This window comes from Rhodovulum viride (assembly GCF_003265965.1).
Lineage (GTDB): Bacteria > Pseudomonadota > Alphaproteobacteria > Rhodobacterales > Rhodobacteraceae > Rhodovulum > Rhodovulum kholense.
The window spans coordinates 97,513-121,241 of sequence record NZ_MUAV01000003.1 but is presented as its reverse complement, the minus strand read 5'-3'; the positions used below and the strand labels follow the sequence as shown (position 1 = coordinate 121,241).

The window sequence follows — 23,729 nt, the reverse complement described above, 5'->3', positions numbered from 1 at the left end:
GGGACAGTCCTCAGAGGCTGTCGCCGAAATCGGCCCTGAACTGCGCCACCAGTCTTTGCTGCCAGTCCGAGACCGGCGCGAGGCGGCCGTAGAAGAAACGCAGGATCTCGGGTTCCTCGACGAAGGTCAGCCCGCCCACCAGCCGACGGTTCTGCCAAAGCCAGTCGATCCGGTCGATGGCGTATTTGACCTGCGACAGGGTGAAGACCCGGCGCGGCATGGCGAGCCGCACCAGCTCCATATTGGCCAGCGGCTCGGTGCCGTCGGGGGCGCGCTGTTCGGACAGGGTGCCGCGCTCCATCCCGCGCACGCCCGAGGCGATGTACAGCGCCGAGGCCAGCGCCCCCGCCGAATACTGCGCCTGCGGCACGTGATCGAGGAAACGCATCACGTCGATATGACAGCCAAGCCCACCCGCCGGCGTGATCACCGGAATGCCGCGGCGGTCGAGTTCGCCCACCATGTAGGCGATGAATTGCGGCCCCTGCGAAATCATGTCCTCGTCCATGGTCTCGTCAAGCCCGACGGTCAGCGCCTCGATCTCGCGCACCGACATGCCGCCATAGGTCAGGAAGCCCTCGTAAAGCGGCACCAGCCCCCGCATCCGGTTGTAAAGCGCCTCGTCGCGGACGCAGATCGCGCCGCCGCGCGCACAACCGAGCTTGCGGGCCGAGAAATAGATCACGTCGCAGAGATCGGCGATCTGGCGGGTGATCTCGCGGATCGACAGATCGCGGCAGGCGGCCTCGCGGGTCTTGAGGAAGTAGAGGTTGTCGGCCATCAGGCTCGCGTCATAGACCAGCGTCAGCCCGTGCCGGTCGCAGACCGCGCGCACCTCGCGAAGGTTGGCCAGCGAGACCGGCTGGCCGCCGATCAGGTTGGTGCCCGCCTCGACCCGGACAAAGGCGATGCGCTCTGCGCCATGCTCGGCCACAAGGCGTTCCAGCGCGGCCACATCCATGTCGCCCTTGAACGGCTCGTCCGAGGTGACCTCGAGGCCCCGGGCATGGATGATCTCCTCGACGCGGCCGCCGTTCAGCACGATATGCGCCTTGGTGGTGGTGAAGTGATAGTTCATCGGCACGATCGAGCCGGGCGTCACCAGCACCTGCGCCAGGATGTTCTCGCAGGCGCGGCCCTGATGGGCCGGCAGGATCCAGTCCATGCCGAAGATCTCGCGCAGCCGGGTTTCCAGCCGGGTATAGGTCGCCGATCCCGCATAGCTGTCATCGGCCACCATCATCGCCGCGACCTGCCGGTCGCTCATGGCATTGACTCCGCTGTCGGTCAGCATGTCCATGAACACGTCCCTGTTCTGCAGAAGGAACGTGTTGTTGCCCGCCGCGGTGATCGCCGCGAGGCGCGTGTCGATATCGGGCAGGGTCAGCTTCTGGACGACGCGGACCTTGTGCATTTCTAGCGGGACGGTCTCGCCGCTGAAAAAACGGACGCTGGGCATGGGGGTCTCCTCCTCGGACCGATGTCACGGCCTCGTGATTGCGCAAGAAAGTTTCTCGCGCAGTCCTGCCCTTGGCACTGCGTCAAACACGCGCGCGGCGCCGGGACGGGGGAGGAGAAGACCAAGGGCGCGGATTGCGCCCGTTCAGGCAAAGAGATCGTGGCAGAGTTCGAGCGCCTCGATCAGCGTGTCGACCTCTTCGGGGGTGTTGTACATCGCGAAGGAGGCACGGCAGGTCGCGGTGATGCCCAGATGGTCCATCAGCGGCCCCGCGCAATGATGGCCCGCCCGGACCGCGACGCCCTTCTTGTCGAGCACGGTCGAGATGTCATGGGGATGCGCCGGGCCTTCCAGCGTGAACGAGAAGATCGCGCCGCGATGGTCGGCCTTGCCCTGCACCTGCAGCCAGTTGAGCCCCGTCAGCCGGTCCATGGCATAGGTGGTGATCGCCTTCTCATGGGCCGCAATGGCCTCCATGCCGACGCCCATCATGTAGTCGAGCGCCACGCCCAGCCCGATCTGCTGGACGATGCCGGGGGTGCCCGCCTCGAAGCGCATCGGCGGATCGGCATACAGGATGCCGTCCTTGTGGACCTCGCGGATCATGTCGCCGCCGCCCATGAAGGGGCGCATCTCGGCCATCCGCTCCTTGCGGATATGGATCGCGCCCGAGGCCGAGGGGCCGTAAAGCTTGTGCCCGGTGATGGCGTAGAAGTCAGCCCCCAGCGCATCCACGTTGACAGGCTGATGCACCGCACCTTGCGAGCCGTCGACCAGCACCGGCACGCCCTTCTCATGCGCGCCCTTCACGATGGCGGCGACATCGACCACGGTGCCCAGCACGTTCGACATCTGGGTCACGGCGACCAGCTTCGTCCGGGGCCCGATGGCGTCAATCACCGCCTGCGGGTCGAGATTGCCGTTGCCATCGACATCGACCCATTTCAGCACAGCCCCCTGCCGTTCGCGCAGGAAATGCCAGGGCACCACATTGGCGTGATGCTCCATCACCGACAGCACGATCTCGTCGCCGGGTTCGAAGCGCGGCGCGGCCCAGGCATAGGACACGAGGTTGATGCCCTCGGTCGCGCCGGTGGTGAAGACGATCTCGTCCGGATCGGCGGCGCCGAGGAACCGTGCGATGGTGCCGCGCACCGCCTCGTATTTCTCGGTCGCGATGGTCGAAAGCGTGTGCAGCCCGCGATGGACGTTCGCGTATTCCATCGCATAGGCCTGCGTGACCGCGTCGATCACGACCTGGGGTTTCTGCGCCGACGCGCCGTTGTCGAGATAGACCAGCGGCTTGCCGTTCACCTGACGCGAGAGAATGGGAAAATCGGCGCGGATCTTGTGCACGTCATACATCGGGCATGGCTCCGGTCAGGGTGATACCGAGGATCGACAGGATCAGGCTCATCCCGAAGACGATCCCGATCATCGAGAAGACGATCATCGCAAAGGTCTTCAGGACCGAGGGAAAGCCGTGAAGAACGGCGACAAAGTGACTGAGAAGCCAGAAGAAAAGGCCGATGCCGAAAATGCCCACAAGGCCCGCGGCGGGGGGCAGGACGATCAGGAAGACAAGCTGCACCACCTGCAGGCAGGCCATGATGAATTGCAGCCAGACGGTCAGCGCCAGCGCGCCGGCAAGATCGCCGGTGCCGCCGAAGACCCGGCCGATCCCGGCGATGGCATGCACCGTGACAACCAAAAGCAGCCCCTGCACCGCCGCCGCCGCCAGCGGGTAATGCATGAAGACCGGCATCATCGGGTCGATCGGCGCCGGGCTGATCAGCTCGCCCAGTTCGGTCAGCAGGACGCTGAGGATCACGACCAGAACCAGCGCCTCCCACAGCACGGCACGCGGCGGGGCCAGCGACAGGATGCGCACCGCGCTGCCGCGCGGATCGGTGACGGTGTCGCGGGCCAGCGACAGCAAGGAGGGTCTGGGTTCGGTCATGATCGGGCTATCCTGCGTCTCGTCAGGCACGGGCCTACGCCTCGGCCTCGACCAGAGACAAGAGCCAAATCGCGAGAAAGGCAACCGCCAGAACGGTCGAGACCAGCGTCAGCGCGGGGCCCGCGCCGATGAAGCCCGCCACCAGCCCCTGCAAAAGCCAGAGCGGCGAGACGCAGAGCAGCGTCCAGAACAGCGCCAGCCGGGCGGTGAACCAGCTGCCCTTGCCCCCGACCGCGCGCGCCACCAGATGGCTGACCGCCGCCAGCCCGTAGAAGAACAGCGGCGCCAGCGCCATCCAGCCGAACAGCGCCGCGCCCAGAAGCGCCTCCAGCGGCACCTCGGGCGTCATGTAGGCCTCGCGCGCAAGGCGCGGCCATTGCCCGATGAAGATCAGGAAACAGGCGATCATCAGATAGATCAGCGCGCGATCCTCGCGCGGACCCATCCGCAACTGCCGCCGCAGCGCGGCGCGCGGTCCGCGCCACGTCGCGACGATTTCGGTGGTGACGGCCATCCTACCTCCGGTGCCGTTCGAGCCAGGCGGCAAGGCTCGCGACGACCTCGTCGCGCACCGCCTGGGACTCGATCTCTTCGATGGCCTCGGCCAGGAAGGACAGGACCATCATGTCCTGCGCCTCGGCCTTGGGCACCCCGCGCGAGCGCAAGTAGAACAGCGCATCCTCGTCGATCGCGCCCGAGGTCGAGCCGTGCGAACAGGCCACGTCGTCGGCATAGATCTCGAGCTCGGGCTTGGCGAGGAAGTTGGCCTCTTCGTCCAGCAGCAGCGATTGCGAGATCTGGTAGCCGTCGGTCTTCTGCGCCCCCTCCTTGACGAGGATCTTGCCCTGGAAGACGCCGGTCGCGCCCTTCCTCAGCACCTTCTTGAACACCTGACGGCTTTCGCAGTTCACCGCGTCATGGGTGATGAAGACGGTGTCGTCATGATGAAAGCTGCCATCGCCCATGCAGGCGCCCGCGACATGGGCCACACCCTCGTCGCCGGTCAGCTCGATCACCACCTCGTTGCGGGTCATCGCGCCGTTCATGGTCAGGGTGAAGGACTTGAAGATGCTCTCCTCGCCCAGCCGCGCGAAGATATGGGTCGCGGCGCGGCGGTCGTGGTCGCGGCCCTGGCTGCGCACATGGTGGAAGGCGCCGCCATCGGCCACGTCGACCTCCATCACCTTGTTGAACCGCGCGGCCGCCGGGCCGGTTTCCAGCACGGTCAGATCGGCGCCGGGCTCGACCCGGATCAGGTGATGCAGGATCGCATCCGAGGTCTCGTCGCAATGGCGATAGACCAGGTTCACCGGCTTTTCGACCTTGCCGGTGGCGCGGATCAGCACGCCATCGGTGGCAAAGGCGGTGTTCAGCGCGGCCAGCGGACGCGGCACCGGGCTCTGCCCGCGGGACTCGAGCACGCCGTAAAGATCGGCTGCCCAGGGGATGTCCTGTGCCTCGGCCTCGGCCAGACGGGTGATTTCAAGCCCGGCCAGCGCCGGATCGTCGGACGCCTCGGGGTCGAACACCCCGTCGACGAAGACGAGACGCAGCCGGTCGATATCCTCGAAGGTGGCGTTCTCGGCGGGCGGCAGCACCGCCGCCGGCACCGGCGCGGCCGAGATCAGCTCGTCGGGACGGGTGAAGCGCCAGTATTCGTCGCGCCGCCCGGGCAGGCCCAGGTCCTGCACCCGGGTCAGCGCCGCCTCGCGCAGGGGCCGCGTCCAGCCCGCCTGAACCGGCATCGCGAGCGAGGCCAGCCGCGCCTCGGTCGCGGTCAGTTTCGCCTGCGGCAGCCCCATCACGCGACCTCCGCCAGGATGTCGGCATAGCCGTTCTGTTCGACCTCGAGCGCGAGATCGGGACCGCCGGTCTTGATGATCTGGCCGCGCGCCATGATGTGCACGACATCGGGCACGATATGGTCCAGCAGGCGCTGATAGTGGGTGATCACCAGAAAGCCCCGGTCGGGCGAGCGCAGCGCGTTGACCCCGTCGGCCACCAGCTTCATCGCATCGACATCAAGCCCCGAATCGGTTTCGTCGAGGATGCACATCTTCGGTTCCAGCATCGCCATCTGCAGGATTTCGTTGCGCTTCTTCTCGCCGCCCGAAAAGCCCATGTTGACCGGGCGTTTCAGCATTTCGGCGTCGATCTTCAGGTCCTTGGCCTTGGCGCGCACCTCCTTGAGGAAGGTGGCGGCGTCCATTTCCTCTTCGCCGCGGGCCTTGCGCTGGGCGTTCACGGCCGTCCTGAGGAAAGTCATGTTGCCCACGCCCGGGATCTCGACCGGGTACTGGAAGGCCAGGAAAAGACCGGCGGCGGCGCGTTCCTCGGCCTCCATCGACAGAAGGTCGACACCGGCCAGCGTGGCCGAACCGTCGGTGACCTCATAGCCGCCCTTGCCCGACAGCACATAGGACAGCGTCGACTTGCCCGACCCGTTCGGCCCCATGATCGCATGCACCTTGCCCGCCTCGACGGTCAGGTTGACGCCTTTCAGGATCTCCTTGCCCTCTTCTTCCAGCGAAGCGTGCAGGTTCTTGATTTCCAGCATGTCGATATCCCCTAGCTCAACGTGACGGCGGTGCCCGAGGCCGACACCATCAGCATGTTGTTGATGACTTCGTAATCCAGATCGACGCCGACCACGGCATTGCCGCCGATGGCCCGCGCCCGTTGTTCCAGTTCGGCAAGCGCGGTTTCGCGCGCCTCGCCCAGCGAGGCCTCGTAGGCCGAGGACCGGCCGCCGATGATGTCGGTGATGCCCGCGAAGATGTCTCGGAAGACATTGGCCCCCAGGATCGCCTCGCCGACGACGACGCCGTGATAGGCGATGATGCTCCGGCCCTCGACCGAGGGCGTGGTGGTGACGATCATGTCCGGTCCTCCGTGTCGCGACGCTGGGCCGCGAAGACCCGCATCCAGGCAATCATGCAAAGCCCCCAGAGCAGGAACAGCACGAGCCCGAGCAGTCCTTCGGCCAGGGCCGCCTGCCCCTTCGACAGCGGCACCAGGGTTCCCAGCCAGTCGATGGTCTCTTCGTCCTGCAGCGAGGCGTAGAAGATCAGCCCCTGAGCGATGATCAGAAGCCGCATCCGGGTGGTCAGGAACAGCCGCCCGCCATGGCCGGGGATCGACGGAAGCGGCAGCCGCCTCCGGCGCGGGCCGCGCGCCCGGTCGGCCGCCGCGCGCCCGGTCTCGGCGCCGGCGCCGCGGCCCGCGCCCGAGGCGGCCATCGTCTTCGGCCTGTTCACCCGACCGACCCTTCCAGGCTGATCGCCACCAGCTGCTGCGCCTCCATGGCGAATTCCATCGGCAGCGCCTGCAGCACGTCCTTGCAGAACCCGTTGATCACCAAGGCCACGGCTTCCTCCTCGTCCATGCCCCGCGAGCGGCAGTAGAAAAGCTGGTCCTCGTCCACCTTCGAGGTGGTGGCCTCGTGTTCCACCCGCGAGCTGCTGTTTCTCACCTCGATATAGGGGACGGTGTGCGCCCCGCACTTGTCGCCGATAAGCAAACTGTCGCACTGGGTGTAGTTTCGGCTGTTCTTCGCCTTCGGATGCATGCTGACGAGGCCGCGATAGGTGTTCTGGGCATGGCCCGCCGAGATCCCCTTGGACACGATCCGGGACCGGGTGTTCTTGCCCAGATGCACCATCTTGGTGCCGGTATCGGCCTGCTGCCAGTTGTTGGTGATGGCGATCGAGTAGAACTCGCCCTGGCTGTCATCGCCCCTGAGGATGCAGGAGGGGTATTTCCAGGTCACGGCAGAGCCGGTCTCGACCTGGGTCCACATCACCTTGGACCGCGGGCCCCGGCAATCGGCGCGCTTGGTGACGAAATTGTAGATCCCGCCCTTGCCGTCCTCGTCGCCCGGGAACCAGTTCTGCACGGTCGAATATTTCACCTCGGCATCGTCGAGGATCACGATTTCCACCACCGCCGCATGCAGCTGGGCGGTGTCGCGCTGGGGCGCGGTGCAGCCTTCCAGATAGGAGACATAGGCCTCCTTGTCGGCGATGATCAGCGTCCGTTCGAACTGGCCGGTATTCTCGGCATTGATGCGGAAATAGGTCGACAGCTCCATCGGGCAGCGCACACCCGGCGGCACATAGACGAAGGACCCGTCCGAGAAGACCGCCGAATTGAGCGTCGCATAGAAGTTGTCTGACTGCGGCACGACCGAGCCCAGATATTTCTTCACCAGATCGGGGTGGTTGCGGATCGCTTCCGAGATCGAGCAGAAGATGACGCCCGCCGCCTGCAACTCTTTCTGGAAGGTGGTGCCGACCGACACCGAATCGAACACCGCGTCGACCGCGACCTTGCGGCCCTCGGCGGGCGCGGCCTCGGCGCCCTCGACGCCCGCGAGGATCATCTGTTCCTTCAGCGGAATGCCCAGCTTCTGGTAGGTCTCAAGCAACTTGGGATCGACCTCGTCGAGCGATTTCGGCTTCTCTGCCATGCTCTTGGGACGCGCGTAGTAATACTGCGCCTGAAAGTCGATCTCGGGATAGTCGACCATCGCCCAGTCGGGCTCTTCCATCTGCTGCCAGCGGCGGAAGGCCTGCAGGCGCCACTCGGTCATCCATTCGGGTTCGTCGTTCTTGGCCGAGATCAGGCGGACGATCTCTTCGGTCAGCCCCATCGGGGCATAGTCCATCTCGATCTCGGTATCCCAGCCGTACTTGTACTTGCCGGCCATCGACTGGACGGCCTCGACCGTCTCCTGGTCGACCCCCTCCTTGACGTTCTTCATGTCGGCCTTGTCCAAAGCAGCCATCCTGGTCTTCCGCCTCTCTGTCTTGGCCCGCCGATCCGCGGAGCCTGTCCGATCCGTCGGCCGGCGCGTCCTCAGCCCGCGCGGGCCCTGAATTTCGCCTCTGCCGCAAGCCAGGCCTCGGCAAAGCGCCTTACATCCTCTTCGGTCGTGCCCAGCCCCATCGAGACCCGGATCGCCGATGCCGCCACGTCCTCGCCCAGCCCCATGGCGGTCAGAACCCGGCTGGGGCGCAGCTTGCCCGACGAACAGGCCGACCCTGCGGAAACCGCGAAGCCGGCCAGATCCATCTGCATCACCTGAGTCTCGCCCTTCCAGCCGGGCGTGGCGAGGCACAAGGTGTTGGGCAGACGCGGCGCCCCTTTCCCGACAAAAATAGTCTTATTTGCGCGCTCTGCAATCGCTAATTCTAGAATGCTTCTAAAATGTTCGATTTCCGCCCAGTTTCCTGCGGCAAGCTCGGCGGCGGCGGCTTCTGCGGCGGCCCCGAAGCCCGCGATGCTGATCACGTTCTCGGTGCCCGCCCGGCGGCCAAGCTCTTGACCGCCGCCGCGAATCTGCGGCTCCATGTCGCAACCGGGGCGCATCACCAATGCCCCGATCCCCTTCGGTCCGCCAATTTTATGGGCAGAGACCAAACCCATCTGGCAGCCCAGCCAGTTGAAGGCGATCGGCAGTTTTCCGAATCCCTGCGTCAGGTCGCAGACGGCCAGACCCTCGGGGATCTGCTGGATCACGCCGGTTTCGGAATTGGCCAGCTGAAGCGCGGTGCCGGCCGGATCGCGCACCGTGACCCGCCCCTCGGCATCGACCGGCAGGCAGGGGTCGATCCAGGCCGCCACCGCGTCATGCTCGATCTCGGCGCCCTGCAGCCAGCGCCCGGCGCAGGCCAGCGCCGCCGCCTCGCTCGCGCCCGAGGTGAAGACGATCTCGGCCCCCTCGGCCCCCAGCGCCGCGGCCACCTGGGCACGGGCCTTCTCGACCAGCCCGCGCGCGGCCCGGCCCTCGGCATGCACCGAGGACGGATTGCCCACCACATCCATCGCCGCGATCATCGCGGCCTTCGCCTCGGGCCGCAGCGGCGCCGTGGCGTTCCAGTCGAGATATACCCGCCCGGGCATGGTCTTCCCCTTGTTCCGGCTGTTGTTCTGCCCCTTGTTCCGGGCCCTTTTCCGGCCGCACCGCCGCCGGGCGGTCGACGGCCGCAAGGCGCGCGGGCGGCACCGCGACAGATGGCGGCGTCAGTCCTCGTCCACGACGTGAAAGAGCGCGGGCACCGCCGGACAGGGCGCAAGGCCGTTGCCGATCACATCCGACAGGCGGGCCTGGTGCAGGAACACATAGACATGCGCGCTGAGCCCTTCCCAAAGCCGGTTGGTCAGCGATTGCGCCCGTGTGCCCGAAGTGCCGCCCGAGACGCCCGCGCCGGTATGCATCGCGCTGACCGTCTCGTCGACCGCGCCCAGCACGTCCGAGACCCGGATATCCGCAGCCGGGCGCGCCAGCTTGTAACCGCCGCCGGGGCCGCGCACCGATTCCACCAGCCCCGCCCGGCGCAGCTTGACGAAGAGCTGTTCGAGATAGGGCAGGGAAATGTTCTGGCGCTTGGAAATTTCCGACAGCGAGACCAGACACTCTTCCGGCTGCAAGGCCAGATCGGCGAGGGCGACCATCGCATAGCGCCCCTTGGTGCTGAGTTTCATCGACGCTCCCCCGGCAAACAGTTGACGCAGCCCCGGCGGACCATTACCTCCGGATGCACCCCGACCCGCGCCCGCCGGGTTCGTCCTGTCCTATGGAGCCCGTCCGATTTCGTCAAGAAATCGCGGGCACCGCGAATGAGAAGACACGCATGCCCGAGGTCATCTTTCCCGGACCCGAAGGTCGTCTGGAAGGCCGTTACCACCCGCAGAAAGACCGCGACGCCCCGATTGCCATCGTCCTGCATCCCCACCCGCAATTCGGGGGCACGATGAACAATCGCGTGGTCTACAGCCTGCACTACGCATTCTATAACATGGGCTTCACCGTGCTCCGGTTCAATTTCCGGGGAGTCGGCCGCAGCCAGGGCGAATACGACCAGGGCGTGGGCGAATTGTCCGACGCCGCCTCGGCGCTCGACTACCTGCAGTCGATGAACCAGAACGCCAAGCATTGCTGGGTCGCGGGCTTCTCCTTCGGGGCCTGGATCGGCATGCAGCTGCTGATGCGGCGGCCCGAGATCACCGGTTTCGTCTCGGTCAGCCCGCCGGCCAACATGTACGATTTCTCGTTCCTGGCCCCCTGCCCGTCCTCGGGCCTGATCATCAACGGCTCCGCCGACCGGGTGGCACCGCCCGCCGATACCCGCGCGCTCGTCGACAAGCTGCACGAACAGAAGGGCATCACCATCACCCATCAGGAGATCGAGGGGGCGGATCACTTCTTCCAGGAGCCGCACATGGACCCGATGATCGATAACGTCACCACCTATGTCCGGCGGCGCCTGACCGAAGGCACCCGCTGATCCGGCTGCGACGCCCCGTCGCGGCCCTCTGAAAAGCGCTTCGTCCCCGTGGGCGGAGCGTTTTTCATTGCCCTCCTGCCGGTCGGCCCGCCCTGCGGCCCCTGCCGAGCGCTGCTCCGGGTCGGGGATCGGGACCGGCTTGACGTAAGGGAATGTCGCTTGCGCGCCATTTCGTATACAACCGCATACTATCTTCCCCGCCGTGCCTCTTTGCGGTATCACGCAATCCGAAAGCGCGAATCCCGCACCGAAAAGAGGCGCCCATGACAAAGATCAAAGTCGAAAACCCGGTCGTCGAGCTCGACGGCGACGAGATGACCCGGATCATCTGGGACTTCATCAAGAAGAAGCTGATCCTGCCCTATCTCGACCTCGATCTGCTTTACTACGATCTCGGCGTCGAAGAGCGCGACCGGACCAACGACCAGATCACCGTCGACGCGGCCAAAAAGATCAAGGAGATCGGTGTCGGCGTGAAATGCGCCACGATCACTCCCGACGAGGCGCGGGTCGAGGAATTCGGCCTCAAGCAGATGTGGAAGTCGCCCAACGGCACGATCCGCAACATCCTCGGCGGCGTCGTCTTCCGCGCGCCGATCATCTGCAAGAACGTGCCGCGCCTGGTGCCGGGCTGGACCCGTCCCATCGTGATCGGCCGTCACGCCTTCGGCGACCAGTACCGCGCGACCGACTTCCGCTTCCCCGGCAAGGGCCAGCTGACGATGAAATTCGTCGGCGAGGACGGCGAGGTGATCGAGAAGGTCGTCTATGACGCCCCCGCCGCCGGTGTCGCCATGGGCATGTACAACCTCGACCAGTCGATCATCGACTTCGCCCGGGCCTCGATGAATTACGGCCTCTCGCTCGGCTGGCCGGTGTACCTGTCGACCAAGAACACCATCCTCAAGGCCTATGACGGCCGCTTCAAGGACCTGTTCCAGAAGGTCTATGAGGAAGAGTTCGAAGAGCAGTTCAAGAAGGCGGGCATCACCTATGAACACCGCCTGATCGACGACATGGTCGCCTGCGCCATGAAGTGGAACGGCGGCTTCGTCTGGGCCTGCAAGAACTACGACGGCGACGTGCAGTCCGATACCGTGGCCCAGGGCTTCGGCTCGCTCGGGCTGATGACCTCGGTGCTGATGACCCCCGACGGCAAGATCGTCGAGGCCGAGGCCGCACACGGTACCGTCACCCGGCACTACCGCCAGCACCAGAAGGGCGAACAGACCTCGACCAACTCGGTCGCCTCGATCTACGCCTGGACCGGCGGGCTCAAGCACCGCGCCAAGCTCGACGGCAACGAGCCCTTGATGCATTTCGCCCAGACGCTGGAACGCGTGGTGGTCGAGACCGTGGAATCGGGCTCGATGACCAAGGACCTGGCGCTGCTGGTCGGCCCCAACCAGAAATGGCTGACCACCATGGGCTTCCTGGAAAAGATCGACGAGAACCTTAACAAGGCGCTGGTTGGCTGAACCGCCCACGCCCTGAGCAGCCCGAAGGGGCCGGCCGCCGCGCCGGCCCCTTTTGCATCGCAAGGCACTGGACAAGTGGCACGCGGCGCGCCATCCCCTAGCCCATGCCGACCGACATGCCCCCCCCGACCGTTCCCCGCCATTCGATTCTGGAGGATGCCCAGGGACTGGTCGTGGGCACGCTGCTGGTCGCGCTGTCGGTGCAGATCCTGAAAAGCGCAGGCCTTGTGACCGGCCAGATCGCCGGGCTGTCGCTGGTCGCGAGCTATGTCAGCGGCTTCGGCTTCGGACCGATCTTCTTCGCGCTGAACCTGCCCTTCTACTGGCTGGCGCTGCGCCGGATGGGGCTGGCCTTCACCGTCAAGACCTTCAGCGCGGTGGCGCTGCTGTCGCTGTTCACCGAACTCATGCCGCATGTGCTGACGCTGGGCCGGGTACAGCCGCTGGCCGGATCGATGCTGGCCGGGGTCGCGGCGGGCGCGGGTCTGCTGGCGCTTTTCCGCCATGGCGCAAGCCTCGGCGGTGTCGGCATCATGGCGCTCTGGCTGCAGGACAGCCGGGGCATCCGCGCGGGCTGGGTCCAGCTTGGCTTCGACGCCGTGGTCTTCGCCCTGGCCTTTGCAGCCATCCCGCCGCTGACGGTGCTGTGCTCGCTGGCGGGCGCCGCGGTGCTGAACGTGATCATCGCCACCAACCACCGGCGCGACCGCTATATCGCGCGCTAGGTCCGGAGCGTTCCATGCCCAAGCATTACCTCTATCTGCTGCTCGCCGTCGTCACCGAGACCATGGCCACCAGTTCGCTGCAGGCGAGCCAGCAATTCACCCGGCTCTGGCCCTCGGTGCTGGTGGTGCTGGGCTATGCGCTGTCTTTCTATTTCATGGCCCTGACGCTGAAGGTGATGCCGGTCGGCATCGTCTATGCGATCTGGTCCGGGCTTGGGATCGTACTGATCTCGGGGATCGGCTGGGCGGTCTTCGGCCAGCGCATCGACTGGCCCGGCGCCTTGGGGCTTGGGCTGATCATCGCGGGCATTCTGGTCATTCACCTCTTTTCGAAAACCGCCGCGCACTGACCGGCCCCAGACAGAGTTCGACCCGCAGCGGCCCTGCCTTGGCCGCAAGAATGCTGCATTGAGCCCGCTGATCTGCCATCACGTCATCGCCAACACCTGACCCGGCCCGTGAAAACGCGCCGTGGCAATGGAGGCTGGTCTTTGGCCCCCACACAGGGTATGTCCGCCGCAACCCCCATTTCGAGGCATTTTCGATGGACCTTCGCAATATCGCGATCATCGCACACGTGGACCATGGCAAGACGACGCTGGTGGACCAGCTCCTGAAACAATCCGGCGCCTTCCGCGAGAACCAGTCCGTGGCCGAGCGCGCCATGGACTCGAACGACCTGGAACGCGAGCGCGGGATCACCATCCTGGCGAAATGCACCTCGGTCGAATGGGACGGCCATCGGGTGAACATCGTCGACACCCCCGGACACGCCGATTTCGGCGGCGAGGTGGAACGGATCCTCAGCATGGTCGACGGCGTGGTTCTGCTGGTCGACGCCGCCGAAGGGCCGATGCCGCAGACCAAATTCGTCACCGCCAAGGCTCTGGCATTGGGCCTGCGCCCCATCGTCGTGCTGAACAAGGTCGACAAGCCCGAGGCGGAACCCGACCGCGCGCTGAACGAGGTCTTCGATCTGTTCGCGAGCCTTGGCGCGAATGACCAGCAGCTCGATTTTCCGCATATGTATGCCTCGGGCCGGTCGGGCTGGGCGGATATGGAGCTGGACGGGCCGCGCAAGGATCTGCATGCGCTCTTCGATCTGATCCTCGAGCATGTCCCGGCGCCCAAGCAACTGGCGCGGACCGACGCGCCCTTCAGCATGCTGGCGACCACGCTTTCGGCCGATCCCTTCATCGGGCGCATCCTGACCGGACGGGTCGAAAGCGGTCGGGTCAAGCCGGGCGATACCGTGAAGGCGCTGTCGCGGACCGGCGAGATGCTGGAAAGCTTCCGGGTGTCGAAGGTGCTGGCCTTCCGGGGCCTGTCGCAGCAGCCGATCGAGGCGGGCGAGGCGGGCGATATCGTGACGCTTGCGGGCATGTCGAAGGCGACCGTGGCGGATACGCTCTGCGCGCCGCAGGTCACCGAGGCGCTGCCAGCCCAGCCCATCGACCCGCCGACGATCAGCGTCAGCTTCGGCATCAATGACAGCCCGCTGGCGGGCCGCGAGGGCAAGAAGGTGCAGTCGCGGGTGATCCGCGAACGCCTGATGCGCGAGGCCGAACTGAACGTTGCGATCCAGGTGACCGACACCCCCGGCGGCGAGGCCTTCGAGGTCGCGGGCCGGGGCGAGCTGCAGATGGGCGTGTTGATCGAGAACATGCGCCGTGAGGGCTTCGAGCTGTCGATCTCGCGCCCGCAGGTGCTGATGCGCGAGGAGAACGGCCAGCGGCTGGAGCCCATCGAGGAAGTCACCATCGACGTCGACGATGAATTCTCGGGCGTGGTGATCGAGAAGCTGACCGGCGTGCGGCGCGGCGATCTGGTCGAGATGCGTCCGGGCGGCACGGGCAAGACCCGGATCATCGCCCATGTGCCCTCGCGCGGGCTGATCGGCTATCAGGGCGAGTTCCTGACCGACACGCGCGGCACCGGCGTGCTGAACCGCGTGTTCCACGACTGGGCGCCGCACAAGGGGCCGATCCCGGGCCGGCGCGCGGGCGTCCTGATCTCGATCGAGGACGGGGTGTCGGTGGCCTATGCGCTGTTCAACCTCGAGGACCGCGGCAAGCTGTTCATCGGCGCGCAGGAGCAGGTCTATCAGGGGATGATCATTGGCGAGCATTCGCGCGACAACGATCTGGAAGTGAACCCGCTGAAGGGCAAGAAGCTGACCAACATCCGGGCCTCGGGCACGGACGAGGCGGTGCGGCTGACGACGCCGGTCAGGATGAGCCTCGAGGAGGCCATCGCCTATATCGACGACGACGAGCTGGTCGAGGTGACGCCGGGGTCGATCCGGCTCCGCAAACGCTATCTCGACCCGCATGAGCGCAAGCGCCAGGCGCGCGCGGCGGGCTGAGGCCGCGATCCTGCGGACGCCCTTCGGGCGACGATTTCAGAGACGGCCCCTGACGGGGCCGTTTTCTTTTTGGGTATTTGTGCCAAGAAGACATGCAAAAGGCCGCGCCCGGGATCGGAGCGCGGCCTTTGTCTTCGGGGGCCCGGAGGGGCTTTATTCGCTGGTTTCGACGACCATCAGCTCGCGTTCCGAGGCGCCGCGCGCGTGGTCGAGCGCGGCCTGGTATTCGGGACTGTTGTAGCAGGCGACCGCGGCCTCGACCGAGGGGAAGCGGGCGACCACGTTGCGCGGTCTTTCGCGCCCCTCAAGCTGGACGAAGCGGCCGCCCCGGGCGATGAACTGGCCGCCATGCGCGGCGATGGCGGGACCGGCCAGTTCGGCATATTTGCCATAGGCTTCTGCATCGGTCACGGTGACATGGGCGATCCAGAGCGCGGGCATCGGATCAGGCCCCCAGAACGGCTTCGGCCGCCTTGATCGCGGCCTCGGCATTGGCGGCGTCCTTGGCGCCGCCCTGGGCCATGTCGGGACGGCCGCCGCCGCCCTTGCCGCCAAGTTCCGCGACCGCCGCCTTGACCAGATCGACGGCCGAGACCTTCCCGGTCAGGTCGGGGGTGACGCCCGCCGCGACCGAGGCCTTGCCGTCGGCCTCGGCGATCAGAAGGATCGCGCCCGAGCCGAGCCGCGCCTTGTGTTCGTCGATGATCGGCGGCAGGTCCTTGCCGGAAATGCCGTGCAGGACCTGGGCGAGGAAGGGCACGCCATGGACCTCTCGCGCCTCGGGGCCTGCGCCCGCGGGGCCCGCCAGCGCCAGGTCGCGGCGGAGTTGCGCCACCTCATGTTCCAGCGCGCGGCGTTCCTCGACCAGGCTGCGGATGCGCGCGACCACATCCGAGGCCGGCGCCTTGACTGCCTCGGCCACCTCGGCGAGGCGTTGTTGCTGCGCGATCAGATGGTCGAGCGCGGCCTGCCCGGTCAGCGCCTCGATCCGGCGCACACCGGCCGAGGAGGCGCTGTCGCCCAGCACGACGCAGAGCCCGATATCGCCGGTACGGGCGACATGGGTGCCGCCGCAGAGCTCGATCGACCAGGTCTGGCCGTCCTGCCCCTTGCCGGTCGCGGCACGGCCCATCGAGACGACCCGCACCTCGTCGCCGTATTTCTCGCCGAAAAGCGCCTGGGCGCCGATGGCGCGGGCGTCGTCGGGGGTCATGATCCGGGTCTCGACCGCCGAGTTCTGGCGGATGAAGCCGTTGACCTGGCTTTCGACCGCGGCCAGTTCCTCGCCCGCCATCGCCTTGGCATGGCTGAAATCGAAGCGCAGCCGGTCGGGCGCGTTGAGCGAGCCCTTCTGGGCGACATGATCGCCCAGCGTCTGGCGCAGCGCCTCGTGCAGCAGGTGCGTGGCCGAGTGATTGGCCCGGATCGCCGAGCGGCGGGCGTGATCGACGCGCAGCTCGACCGCGTCACCGACCGCCAGCGCGGCCTTGGCGGGCGTGACCTTATGGGCAAACAGCCCGCCCGGCATCTTCTGGGTATCGAGGATCTCGCCCCGGCCCTCTGGCTTGAGATAGGTGCCGGTATCGCCGACCTGCCCGCCCGACTCCCCATAGAACGGGGTCTGGTTGACCATCATCCAGCCGGTGGTGCCCGCGGCCAGTTCCTTGACCTCGGCCCCCTCGGCCACCAGCGCCATCACCTGGCCCTCGGCGGTTTCGGTGTCGTAGCCCAGGAATTCGGTCGCGGCGATGCGCTCGGCGATCTCGAACCAGATGGTCGATTCCTTCGTCTCGCCCGATCCCGCCCAGCTGGCGCGGGCCTTGGCACGCTGTTCGGCCATCGCGGCATCGAAGCCCGACACATCGACCTTGCGGCCCTTTTCGCGCAGCGCGTCCTGGGTCAGATCGAGCGGGAAGCCGTAGGTGTCGTACAGCTTGAACGCCGCCTCGCCGGGCAGATCGCCGTCCTCGGGCAGACGAGCCAGTTCCTCGTCGAGCAGCCGCAGGCCGCGGTCCAGCGTCTGGATGAAGCGGGTTTCCTCCAGCTTCAGCGTCTCTTCGATCAGCGCCTGGGCGCGGCGGAGTTCCGGATAGGCCGCGCCCATCTGGGTGACGAGCGCGGGCACCAGCCGGTACATGACCGGGTCCTGGCTGCCCAGAAGATGCGCGTGGCGCATCGCGCGGCGCATGATCCGGCGCAGCACATAGCCGCGGCCGTCATTCGAGGGCGTCACCCCGTCGGCGATCAGGAAGGAGGTCGAGCGCAGGTGATCGGCGATCACCCGGTGATGGACGTTGCCGGGACCGTCGGGCTCGGTCGAGGTGGCATGGGCCGAGGCCTCGATCAGATCCCGCATCAGGTCGGTGTCGTAATTGTCGTGCTTGCCCTGCAGAAGCGCGCCGATCCGTTCCAGCCCCATGCCGGTGTCGATGGACTGCGCCGCCAGCTCGCGCCGGGTGCCGTCCTCGAACTGTTCATACTGCATGAAGACGAGGTTCCAGATCTCGATGAACCGGTCGCCATCCTCGTCGGGCGAGCCGGGCGGGCCGCCCCAGATGTGATCGCCATGATCGTAGAAGATCTCGGTGCAGGGGCCGCAGGGGCCGGTCGGGCCCATCATCCAGAAATTGTCATTGGTCGGGATGCGGATGATCTTGTCGTCCGAAAGCCCCGCGACCTTCTTCCAGATCGCGGCCGCCTCGTCATCGGTGTGATAGACCGTGACCAGCAGCTTGTCCTTCGGGATGCCGAAATCCTTGGTCAGGAGTTCCCAGGCAAAGGGGATGGCATCGGACTTGAAATAGTCGCCGAAGCTGAAATTTCCCAGCATCTCGAAGAAGGTGTGATGGCGCGCGGTATAGCCGACGTTGTCGAGATCGTTGTGCTTTCCGCCGGCGCGCACGCATTTCTGCGCGGTGGTGGCGCGGGTATAGTCGCGCTTCTCGACCCCGGTGAAGAGGTTCTTGAACTGCACCATGCCGGAATTCGCGAACATGAGCGTGGGATCGTTGCGGGGAACGAGCGGCGAGCTGTCGACCACCTGGTGGCCGTTCCGTTCGAAATAGCTCAGGAAGGTCGAGCGGATTTCGTTCAGGCTGGGCATCGGTCTGAGACCTTTCGGGGGAGTTTTCCGGTTTGTCGTCCGATGTATCGCCGCGGACGGGGCCTGTCCATGGGGCAGACACGCAAGGCCCGTCCAGAAAGCGGAACACCCGCCACGAAGGGCGGGTGTTCGAACTGTCGAGGCGGCGGGCGCGTCAGTCCTCGATCATCTCGTCGCTGTCGTCGCCGCTCATGTGAAAGTCGAGCCCGTGGGCCGCGCGGATCTTGTCCTCGATCTGCATCGAGATCTCGGTATTCTCGCGCAGGAAGTTCTTGGCGTTCTCGCGCCCCTGCCCGATCCGCTCGTCGCCATAGGAATACCAGGCGCCCGATTTCTCGACCACGCCGGCCTTGACGCCGAGATCGAGCAGCTCGCCGGTCTTCGAGATGCCTTCGCCATACATGATGTCGAATTCGACCTGCTTGAAGGGCGGCGCGACCTTGTTCTTGACGACCTTGACGCGGGTGGCGTTGCCCACAACCTCGTCGCGGTCCTTGATCGACCCGATCCGGCGGATGTCGAGCCGGACCGAGGAATAGAATTTCAGCGCGTTGCCACCCGTCGTGGTCTCGGGGCTGCCGAACATCACGCCGATCTTCATCCGGATCTGGTTGATGAAGATCACCATGCATTTCGAGCGGCTGATGGACCCCGTGAGCTTGCGCATCGCCTGGCTCATCAGCCGGGCATGCACGCCGAGATTGGAATCGCCCATGTCGCCTTCGAGTTCCGCCTTGGGCGTCAGCGCGGCGACCGAGTCGACCACGACCATGCTGACCGCGCCCGAGCGCACCAGCGTGTCGACGATCTCAAGCGCCTGTTCGCCGGTATCGGGCTGGCTGATCAGAAGCTCGTCGAGATTGACGCCCAGCTTCTTGGCGTAGATCGGGTCGAGCGCATGTTCGGCATCGACGAAGGCGCAGACGCCGCCCTTCTTCTGTTCCTCGGCAACGCAATGCAGCGTCAGCGTGGTCTTGCCCGAGCTTTCGGGCCCGTAGATCTCGATGATGCGGCCCTTGGGCAGCCCGCCGATCCCCAGCGCGATGTCGAGACCGAGCGAGCCGGTCGAGGTCGCCTCGATCTCCTGCACGGGGTTGTCCGCCCCGAGCCGCATGATCGAGCCCTTGCCGAACTGCCGTTCGATCTGTGCCAGCGCCGAGTCGAGCGCCTTCTGCTTGTCCGAAGCTTTCTTGTCTGCCATGTCCAGGAGGTTCGCCGTCGCCATGTTTGGTTCCTTATTCCACACCCGGAAGCGGGCGGCAATGACCGCTCTTGTTCGCCTCTTGTTCTCATCCATATGAGATCAAAAGGCGAACATTTCAAGTCAAATTGTTCCCATTCTCAGGATTGACCGAAACAGTTAAGGAAGTGTTCACGCCCGACGAGATCGCGCAGCCGGGCCATGAAGCCGGGCGCGCCGGGCGGTCACGAGACCTCTTCTGGCAGCCGTCCCTCTTCTTCGTCGGGGTGGCCTTCTCGCGCGCGAGCCGCGGCGCGCAGCTGGCGCTGGACGGTGGCGGTCAGATCGGCCAGCGAGAAGGGTTTCGGCAGATAGACCGAATTCGGGATCCGCGCCTTGATCTCGCCAAAGCTGTCCTCGGCATAGCCCGAGACGAAGATCACCCGCGTGCCCGGACGGTCGGCCAGAGCCTTGCTGACCCAGCCAGGCCCGTCGAGCCCCGGCATCACCACGTCGCTGACGAAGACATCGACCTTGAGATCGGGATCGGCGAGCTTCTCAAGGGCCTCCTCGCCGCTTTCGGCCTCCAGCACGGTATGGCCGCGCATCCGCATCGCCCGCGCCGCGAACGAGCGCACCGGTGCCTCGTCCTCGACCAACAGCACGACTGCCTGTGCGGGCTGGTCTTCGACCGTGCCCTGCTCGCGCCGGGGCGCGGCCGGGCCGATTTCGCCGGCATAGGCGGGCAGATAGACCGAAAAGCAGCTGCCCTGCCCGACGGTGCTGTCGACGAAGACAAAGCCGCCGGTCTGCTTGACGATGCCATAGACGGTCGAAAGGCCCAGACCCGTGCCCTCGCCGGGGCGCTTGGTGGTGTAGAAGGGCTCGAAGATCTTGGTCAGGCGGTCGGGCGGAATGCCGTGCCCCTCGTCGCGGACGCGGATCATCGCATAGGGGCCGGGCGGCACCACGGCGCGGTCGCGCTGCAATTCGGTGCTCAGCTGCACCGCCTCGGTTTCCAGCCGGATCTCGCCGCCCTCGGGCATCGCGTCGCGGGCGTTCACCACGAGGTTCATCACCACCTGTTCCAGCTGACGCTTGTCGGCCCGGATCGGCGGCAGCGCCTCGGCATGGCGCATCCTCAGGCGCACCTTCTCGCCCACCAGCCGGTCCAGCAGATGGGCCAGTTCGCCCATCGTGTCGCGCAGATCCATCACCTCGGGGCTGAGCGTCTGCTTGCGCGAAAAGGCCAGAAGCTGGCCCACCAGGCTCGCCGCGCGGTTGGCGTTCTGGTGGATCTGCACCAGGTCGCCGTAATCGGGATCGCCCGCGTCATGGCGCAGCATCAGAAGATCGCAATGGCCCGAGATCGCGGTCAGCAGGTTGTTGAAGTCATGCGCCACCCCGCCCGCCAGCTGGCCGATCGCCTGCATCTTCTGGCTTTGGGTGAATTGCGCCTCCAAAGTCTTCATCTCGGTCACGTCATGCAGCACGGCGACCAGACCGCCCCCGCCCATCCGCGCCAGCGCGACCTGAACGAAAAGCTCGCGGTCGTCGCGGGCGACGCGCAACACCTCGGCGGTGTTGGGGGCGCGACCCTGGGCGGCATCGGCCAGCCAGTCGCCGACCGACCGCCCCAGACCTTCGAGCCGGTCGCAGAGGTTCAGCGCCTCGCCGGTATCGGCGCCCAGAAGCTTGTTCGCCCGGGCGTTCGACAGCCGCACCGTGCCGTCGATGTCGAGCTGCAAGAGGGCGACCGGCAGCGCGTCGAGAAACCCCTCGGGCGCCTCGGCGGCCCGCGCCCCCGAGGCCTCGGGCAGGATATAGAATTCGCGCCCGCCATCGGCCATGCGAAGCTGCAGCAGGCGGCGGCGGCTTGGCCCTTCGGGGGTTTCGACCATCACCTCTTCGGTCTCGTCCGAAGCCCCGCCCAGCAATGTCGCCACGCTGTCAGGGCTTTGCCCGATCAGCGCACGCGCGGCGGCGTTGATGACCGCCAGACGCCCGGCCGGATCGAGCCGGACCATCGGCAGCGCGATTTCGGGACCGTCGGCTGCGCAGGATTCGAGCCGCCAGAGAAACAGCCCCGACCCGGCGCGTTCGACCCCGATCCGGAGCGGCCCCGAGGCCAGGCTGCGCTGCGCCGCGGCCGGAAGGCCCCGGGCGGCGGCCGAGATCAGGTCCGAGACCGCATGGTCGGGATCTGCAAAGATCGCCTGCAGCGCGCCCGCGACCGGCTGGCCGCGCACCGCCGCGACCCGGCGCTGGGCCTCGGGGCTGGCGATCAGCACGCAGCCTTCGGCATCGGTGACCAGGGTCGCGCCCGGCGCGCTGGCGCAGAGCCGCCGCAGCCGGTCCGAGGGAATGTCCGACACCGGCCGCCCGAAGAGGCGCAGCAGCAGGGCCAGACAGGCGAGCGTGCTGCCCGCCGTCAGCAATGGCGCAAAAAGCCCGGGCCAGGGCGATGTCAACGCCGCGGCAACCAGCAGAACGCCAAGTGCCAAGGCCACCCAGGCGCGGTCGGCATGGGCCGCCGCGGATCGCCGCACAGTCACCAGAACGGGCACAAAACGCAACAATGAGGCCTCCCGGGCAGAGCGTCTTGCCCACTCTTTCTCCACAGGTGTTAACCGAAGGTTAATGCGGCCCCATCGGGATGACCGAACGGCACAGGATCGCCGACCAACGTAACGTAACGCTTGTCAGCCATCGCCGCGCCGCAGGACCGCCGCATAGAATCCGTCGCCGCCATCAAGCGGGGTCAAGTGTCGCTCCGCGACCTGCGTCCAGCCCGGCGTGTTGGCAAGAAACCGCGCGATCTGCGCGTCGTTCTCGGCCGACAGGAGCGAGCAGGTGGCATAGCCAAGATGCCCGCCCGGCGCGACCAGAGCGGCCGCCCGGTCGAGAATGCCGGCCTGCAGCGCGGTCAGCCGGGTCAGGTCGTCGGGGGTCGTGCGCCATTTGGCCTCGGGGCTTCGCCGCCAGGCGCCACTGCCCGAACAGGGCACGTCGCAGAGCACCAGATCGAAGGGCGCGGCCTCGTCAAGCTCGGCGCTGGCAAGGCAGGTCACCGCGATTCCCGCCCGGGCGGCCCGGTCGGGCAGGTCGCGCATCCGCTGCGGCGCCGCGTCATGGGCATAATGCCGGGCCGTTCCACGCGCGGCCATGGCCAGCGTCTTGCCGCCACCGCCCGCGCAAAGATCGAGCACCCGCGCGCCCGGGCCAAGCGGCATCAGATCGGCCACCGCCTGCGAAGCCGCATCCTGCAGTTCGACCACCCCTTCGGCAAAGGCGCGGGACTGCTGGACGCGCCGTGCCCCGGCCGTCACCTCCAGCGCGGTGGCCGAAAGCGCATGCGGCCGGGTCTCGATCCCCTCCCCCGCCAGCAGAGCCGCCGCCTCGTCCCGGCCGCTGCGGCGCAGATTGACCCGCAGGAAGACCGGCGCGCGGTGCCTAAGCAGGTCCATCACCGGGCGGAAGGCCGGGCCGAGGCTGTCGCGAAGCACCTCTTCCAGCGCCTCGGGACAGTCGCAGGCGACCGCCTCGGGCAGATCCGCCAGGTTGGGCAGGGGGGCGGCTTCGGCCTCGGACAGCGGCGTCGGAGCGTGACCTTCGCCGGTGAAGACCGCCCCGGGGTCGATGCCGTCGGCGCGCATGCGGCCCAGCATCAGGCCGCGTCCCGTCGCCGCCCCGCCCAGCGCGGCGAAGGATCGGGCGCAGCGAATTGCGTCGAAGACATGGTCGCGGATCGCGGCCCGGTCCTTCGACCCGGCAAAGCGGTTCTGCCGCGCCCAGGTGGTCAGCAGCTTCTCGGCCGGAGCGCCCGCGCGCCAGGCATCGAGCAGCTCCGCCGCCGCCGCGATCCGCGCCGCAGGTGTCATGCGCGGCCCCGACCTGCCGGGGCGGGAACCGCCGTCGCATCATGCCCTGTCATTGCAAGCCGTCCCTTCATCCGATCCGCCCTGTCGGGGTTTGCCCGTCTTCTGGCAGCCGTGTCACCCGGGCGCAAGCGCCGCCCGAAGCCGGGGCCTTTTCATCCGCGCGCGGACGTGGTTTGGTGGCCTTGTGACAGGGGCGTCCGGATCTGCCCGGGCTGAGAAGCACCCTTAGAACCTGAACCAGATCATGCTGGCGGAGGAAGTCGCGTGCCGGGCCCGAAAGCGGGCCGAT

At 66.7% G+C, this 23,729-nt stretch carries 21 protein-coding genes and 1 riboswitch; of the genes, 5 read left to right on the top strand and 16 right to left on the bottom strand.

What is annotated here, in order from left to right:
* Nucleotides 1-10: 10 nt before the first annotated feature.
* The 11 genes from BYZ73_RS03310 to iscR all read right to left on the bottom strand — a co-directional run bounded on the left by BYZ73_RS03310 (nucleotide 11) and on the right by iscR (nucleotide 9,905).
* A complete protein-coding gene (locus BYZ73_RS03310; RefSeq protein ID WP_112314894.1) occupies nucleotides 11-1,459 on the bottom strand; it encodes a tryptophanase in 1,449 nt (482 codons plus the stop codon).
* 144 nt (nucleotides 1,460-1,603) lie between these two features.
* Nucleotides 1,604-2,824: a cysteine desulfurase gene (locus BYZ73_RS03305; RefSeq protein WP_112314893.1), complete on the bottom strand. Its 1,221-nt coding sequence runs from the start codon at nucleotides 2,822-2,824 to the stop codon at nucleotides 1,604-1,606.
* The gene (locus BYZ73_RS03300; protein ID WP_108022820.1) at nucleotides 2,817-3,419 is read right to left on the bottom strand and encodes a YIP1 family protein; all 603 of its coding nucleotides are present in this window, start codon (nucleotides 3,417-3,419) and stop codon (nucleotides 2,817-2,819) included. The genes BYZ73_RS03305 and BYZ73_RS03300 overlap by 8 nt, the downstream gene beginning before the upstream one ends.
* A 34-nt stretch (nucleotides 3,420-3,453) precedes the next feature.
* Entirely contained in the window at nucleotides 3,454-3,933 is a 480-nt protein-coding gene (locus BYZ73_RS03295; protein WP_112314892.1) for a YIP1 family protein, read from the bottom strand.
* 1 nt (nucleotide 3,934) lies between these two features.
* On the bottom strand, nucleotides 3,935-5,221 hold the full coding sequence (gene sufD, locus BYZ73_RS03290) for a Fe-S cluster assembly protein SufD (RefSeq protein ID WP_108022816.1): 1,287 nt from the start codon (nucleotides 5,219-5,221) through the stop codon (nucleotides 3,935-3,937).
* The gene (gene sufC / locus BYZ73_RS03285) at nucleotides 5,221-5,976 is read right to left on the bottom strand and encodes a Fe-S cluster assembly ATPase SufC (protein WP_112314891.1); all 756 of its coding nucleotides are present in this window, start codon (nucleotides 5,974-5,976) and stop codon (nucleotides 5,221-5,223) included. Before sufC ends, sufD begins: the two co-directional genes overlap by 1 nt.
* Before the next feature lie 11 nt (nucleotides 5,977-5,987).
* The gene (locus tag BYZ73_RS03280) at nucleotides 5,988-6,299 is read right to left on the bottom strand and encodes a heavy metal-binding domain-containing protein (protein WP_112314890.1); all 312 of its coding nucleotides are present in this window, start codon (nucleotides 6,297-6,299) and stop codon (nucleotides 5,988-5,990) included.
* Nucleotides 6,296-6,676: a hypothetical protein gene (locus BYZ73_RS03275; protein ID WP_112314889.1), complete on the bottom strand. Its 381-nt coding sequence runs from the start codon at nucleotides 6,674-6,676 to the stop codon at nucleotides 6,296-6,298. The genes BYZ73_RS03280 and BYZ73_RS03275 overlap by 4 nt, the downstream gene beginning before the upstream one ends.
* Entirely contained in the window at nucleotides 6,673-8,205 is a 1,533-nt protein-coding gene (sufB, locus tag BYZ73_RS03270; RefSeq protein ID WP_108022810.1) for a Fe-S cluster assembly protein SufB, read from the bottom strand. Before sufB ends, BYZ73_RS03275 begins: the two co-directional genes overlap by 4 nt.
* A 71-nt stretch (nucleotides 8,206-8,276) precedes the next feature.
* Nucleotides 8,277-9,323, bottom strand: coding sequence for a cysteine desulfurase family protein (locus BYZ73_RS03265; RefSeq protein ID WP_112314982.1), 1,047 nt, complete (start codon nucleotides 9,321-9,323; stop codon nucleotides 8,277-8,279).
* Nucleotides 9,324-9,443: 120 nt separating this feature from the next.
* On the bottom strand, nucleotides 9,444-9,905 hold the full coding sequence (gene iscR / locus BYZ73_RS03260; protein ID WP_108022807.1) for a Fe-S cluster assembly transcriptional regulator IscR: 462 nt from the start codon (nucleotides 9,903-9,905) through the stop codon (nucleotides 9,444-9,446).
* A gap of 149 nt (nucleotides 9,906-10,054) precedes the next feature.
* Here iscR and BYZ73_RS03255 point away from each other — a divergent pair, with 149 nt between their 5' ends.
* From BYZ73_RS03255 to typA, 5 genes are all read left to right on the top strand, one after another.
* On the top strand, nucleotides 10,055-10,708 hold the full coding sequence (locus BYZ73_RS03255; RefSeq protein WP_112314888.1) for an alpha/beta hydrolase: 654 nt from the start codon (nucleotides 10,055-10,057) through the stop codon (nucleotides 10,706-10,708).
* Between the two features lie 263 nt (nucleotides 10,709-10,971).
* Entirely contained in the window at nucleotides 10,972-12,186 is a 1,215-nt protein-coding gene (locus BYZ73_RS03250) for an NADP-dependent isocitrate dehydrogenase (protein ID WP_112314887.1), read from the top strand.
* A 104-nt stretch (nucleotides 12,187-12,290) separates the two neighbouring features.
* Nucleotides 12,291-12,911 (top strand): YitT family protein, encoded by a 621-nt coding sequence (locus tag BYZ73_RS03245; protein ID WP_245943032.1) that lies wholly within the window; start codon nucleotides 12,291-12,293, stop codon nucleotides 12,909-12,911.
* A 14-nt stretch (nucleotides 12,912-12,925) separates the two neighbouring features.
* Entirely contained in the window at nucleotides 12,926-13,261 is a 336-nt protein-coding gene (locus BYZ73_RS03240; RefSeq protein WP_108022799.1) for a DMT family transporter, read from the top strand.
* A 194-nt stretch (nucleotides 13,262-13,455) separates the two neighbouring features.
* The gene (gene typA / locus BYZ73_RS03235) at nucleotides 13,456-15,276 is read left to right on the top strand and encodes a translational GTPase TypA (RefSeq protein ID WP_112314886.1); all 1,821 of its coding nucleotides are present in this window, start codon (nucleotides 13,456-13,458) and stop codon (nucleotides 15,274-15,276) included.
* A 153-nt stretch (nucleotides 15,277-15,429) separates the two neighbouring features.
* Here typA and BYZ73_RS03230 read toward each other — a convergent pair whose 3' ends face one another.
* The 5 genes from BYZ73_RS03230 to BYZ73_RS03210 all read right to left on the bottom strand — a co-directional run bounded on the left by BYZ73_RS03230 (nucleotide 15,430) and on the right by BYZ73_RS03210 (nucleotide 23,440).
* On the bottom strand, nucleotides 15,430-15,717 hold the full coding sequence (locus BYZ73_RS03230; RefSeq protein ID WP_108022795.1) for a DUF1330 domain-containing protein: 288 nt from the start codon (nucleotides 15,715-15,717) through the stop codon (nucleotides 15,430-15,432).
* 4 nt (nucleotides 15,718-15,721) lie between these two features.
* Complete coding sequence (gene alaS, locus BYZ73_RS03225; protein ID WP_112314885.1) at nucleotides 15,722-18,379, bottom strand: alanine--tRNA ligase; 2,658 nt, start codon at nucleotides 18,377-18,379, stop codon at nucleotides 15,722-15,724.
* A gap of 154 nt (nucleotides 18,380-18,533) precedes the next feature.
* Nucleotides 18,534-19,604, bottom strand: a complete 1,071-nt coding sequence (recA, locus tag BYZ73_RS03220) for a recombinase RecA (protein ID WP_112314884.1) — start codon at nucleotides 19,602-19,604, stop codon at nucleotides 18,534-18,536.
* A 200-nt stretch (nucleotides 19,605-19,804) separates the two neighbouring features.
* The gene (locus tag BYZ73_RS03215; RefSeq protein ID WP_245943043.1) at nucleotides 19,805-22,126 is read right to left on the bottom strand and encodes an ATP-binding protein; all 2,322 of its coding nucleotides are present in this window, start codon (nucleotides 22,124-22,126) and stop codon (nucleotides 19,805-19,807) included.
* Nucleotides 22,127-22,261: 135 nt separating this feature from the next.
* On the bottom strand, nucleotides 22,262-23,440 hold the full coding sequence (locus BYZ73_RS03210; protein WP_112314883.1) for an RsmB/NOP family class I SAM-dependent RNA methyltransferase: 1,179 nt from the start codon (nucleotides 23,438-23,440) through the stop codon (nucleotides 22,262-22,264).
* A gap of 179 nt (nucleotides 23,441-23,619) precedes the next feature.
* Nucleotides 23,620-23,716, top strand: a riboswitch (TPP riboswitch).
* The last annotated feature ends 13 nt before the right edge of the window (nucleotides 23,717-23,729 follow it).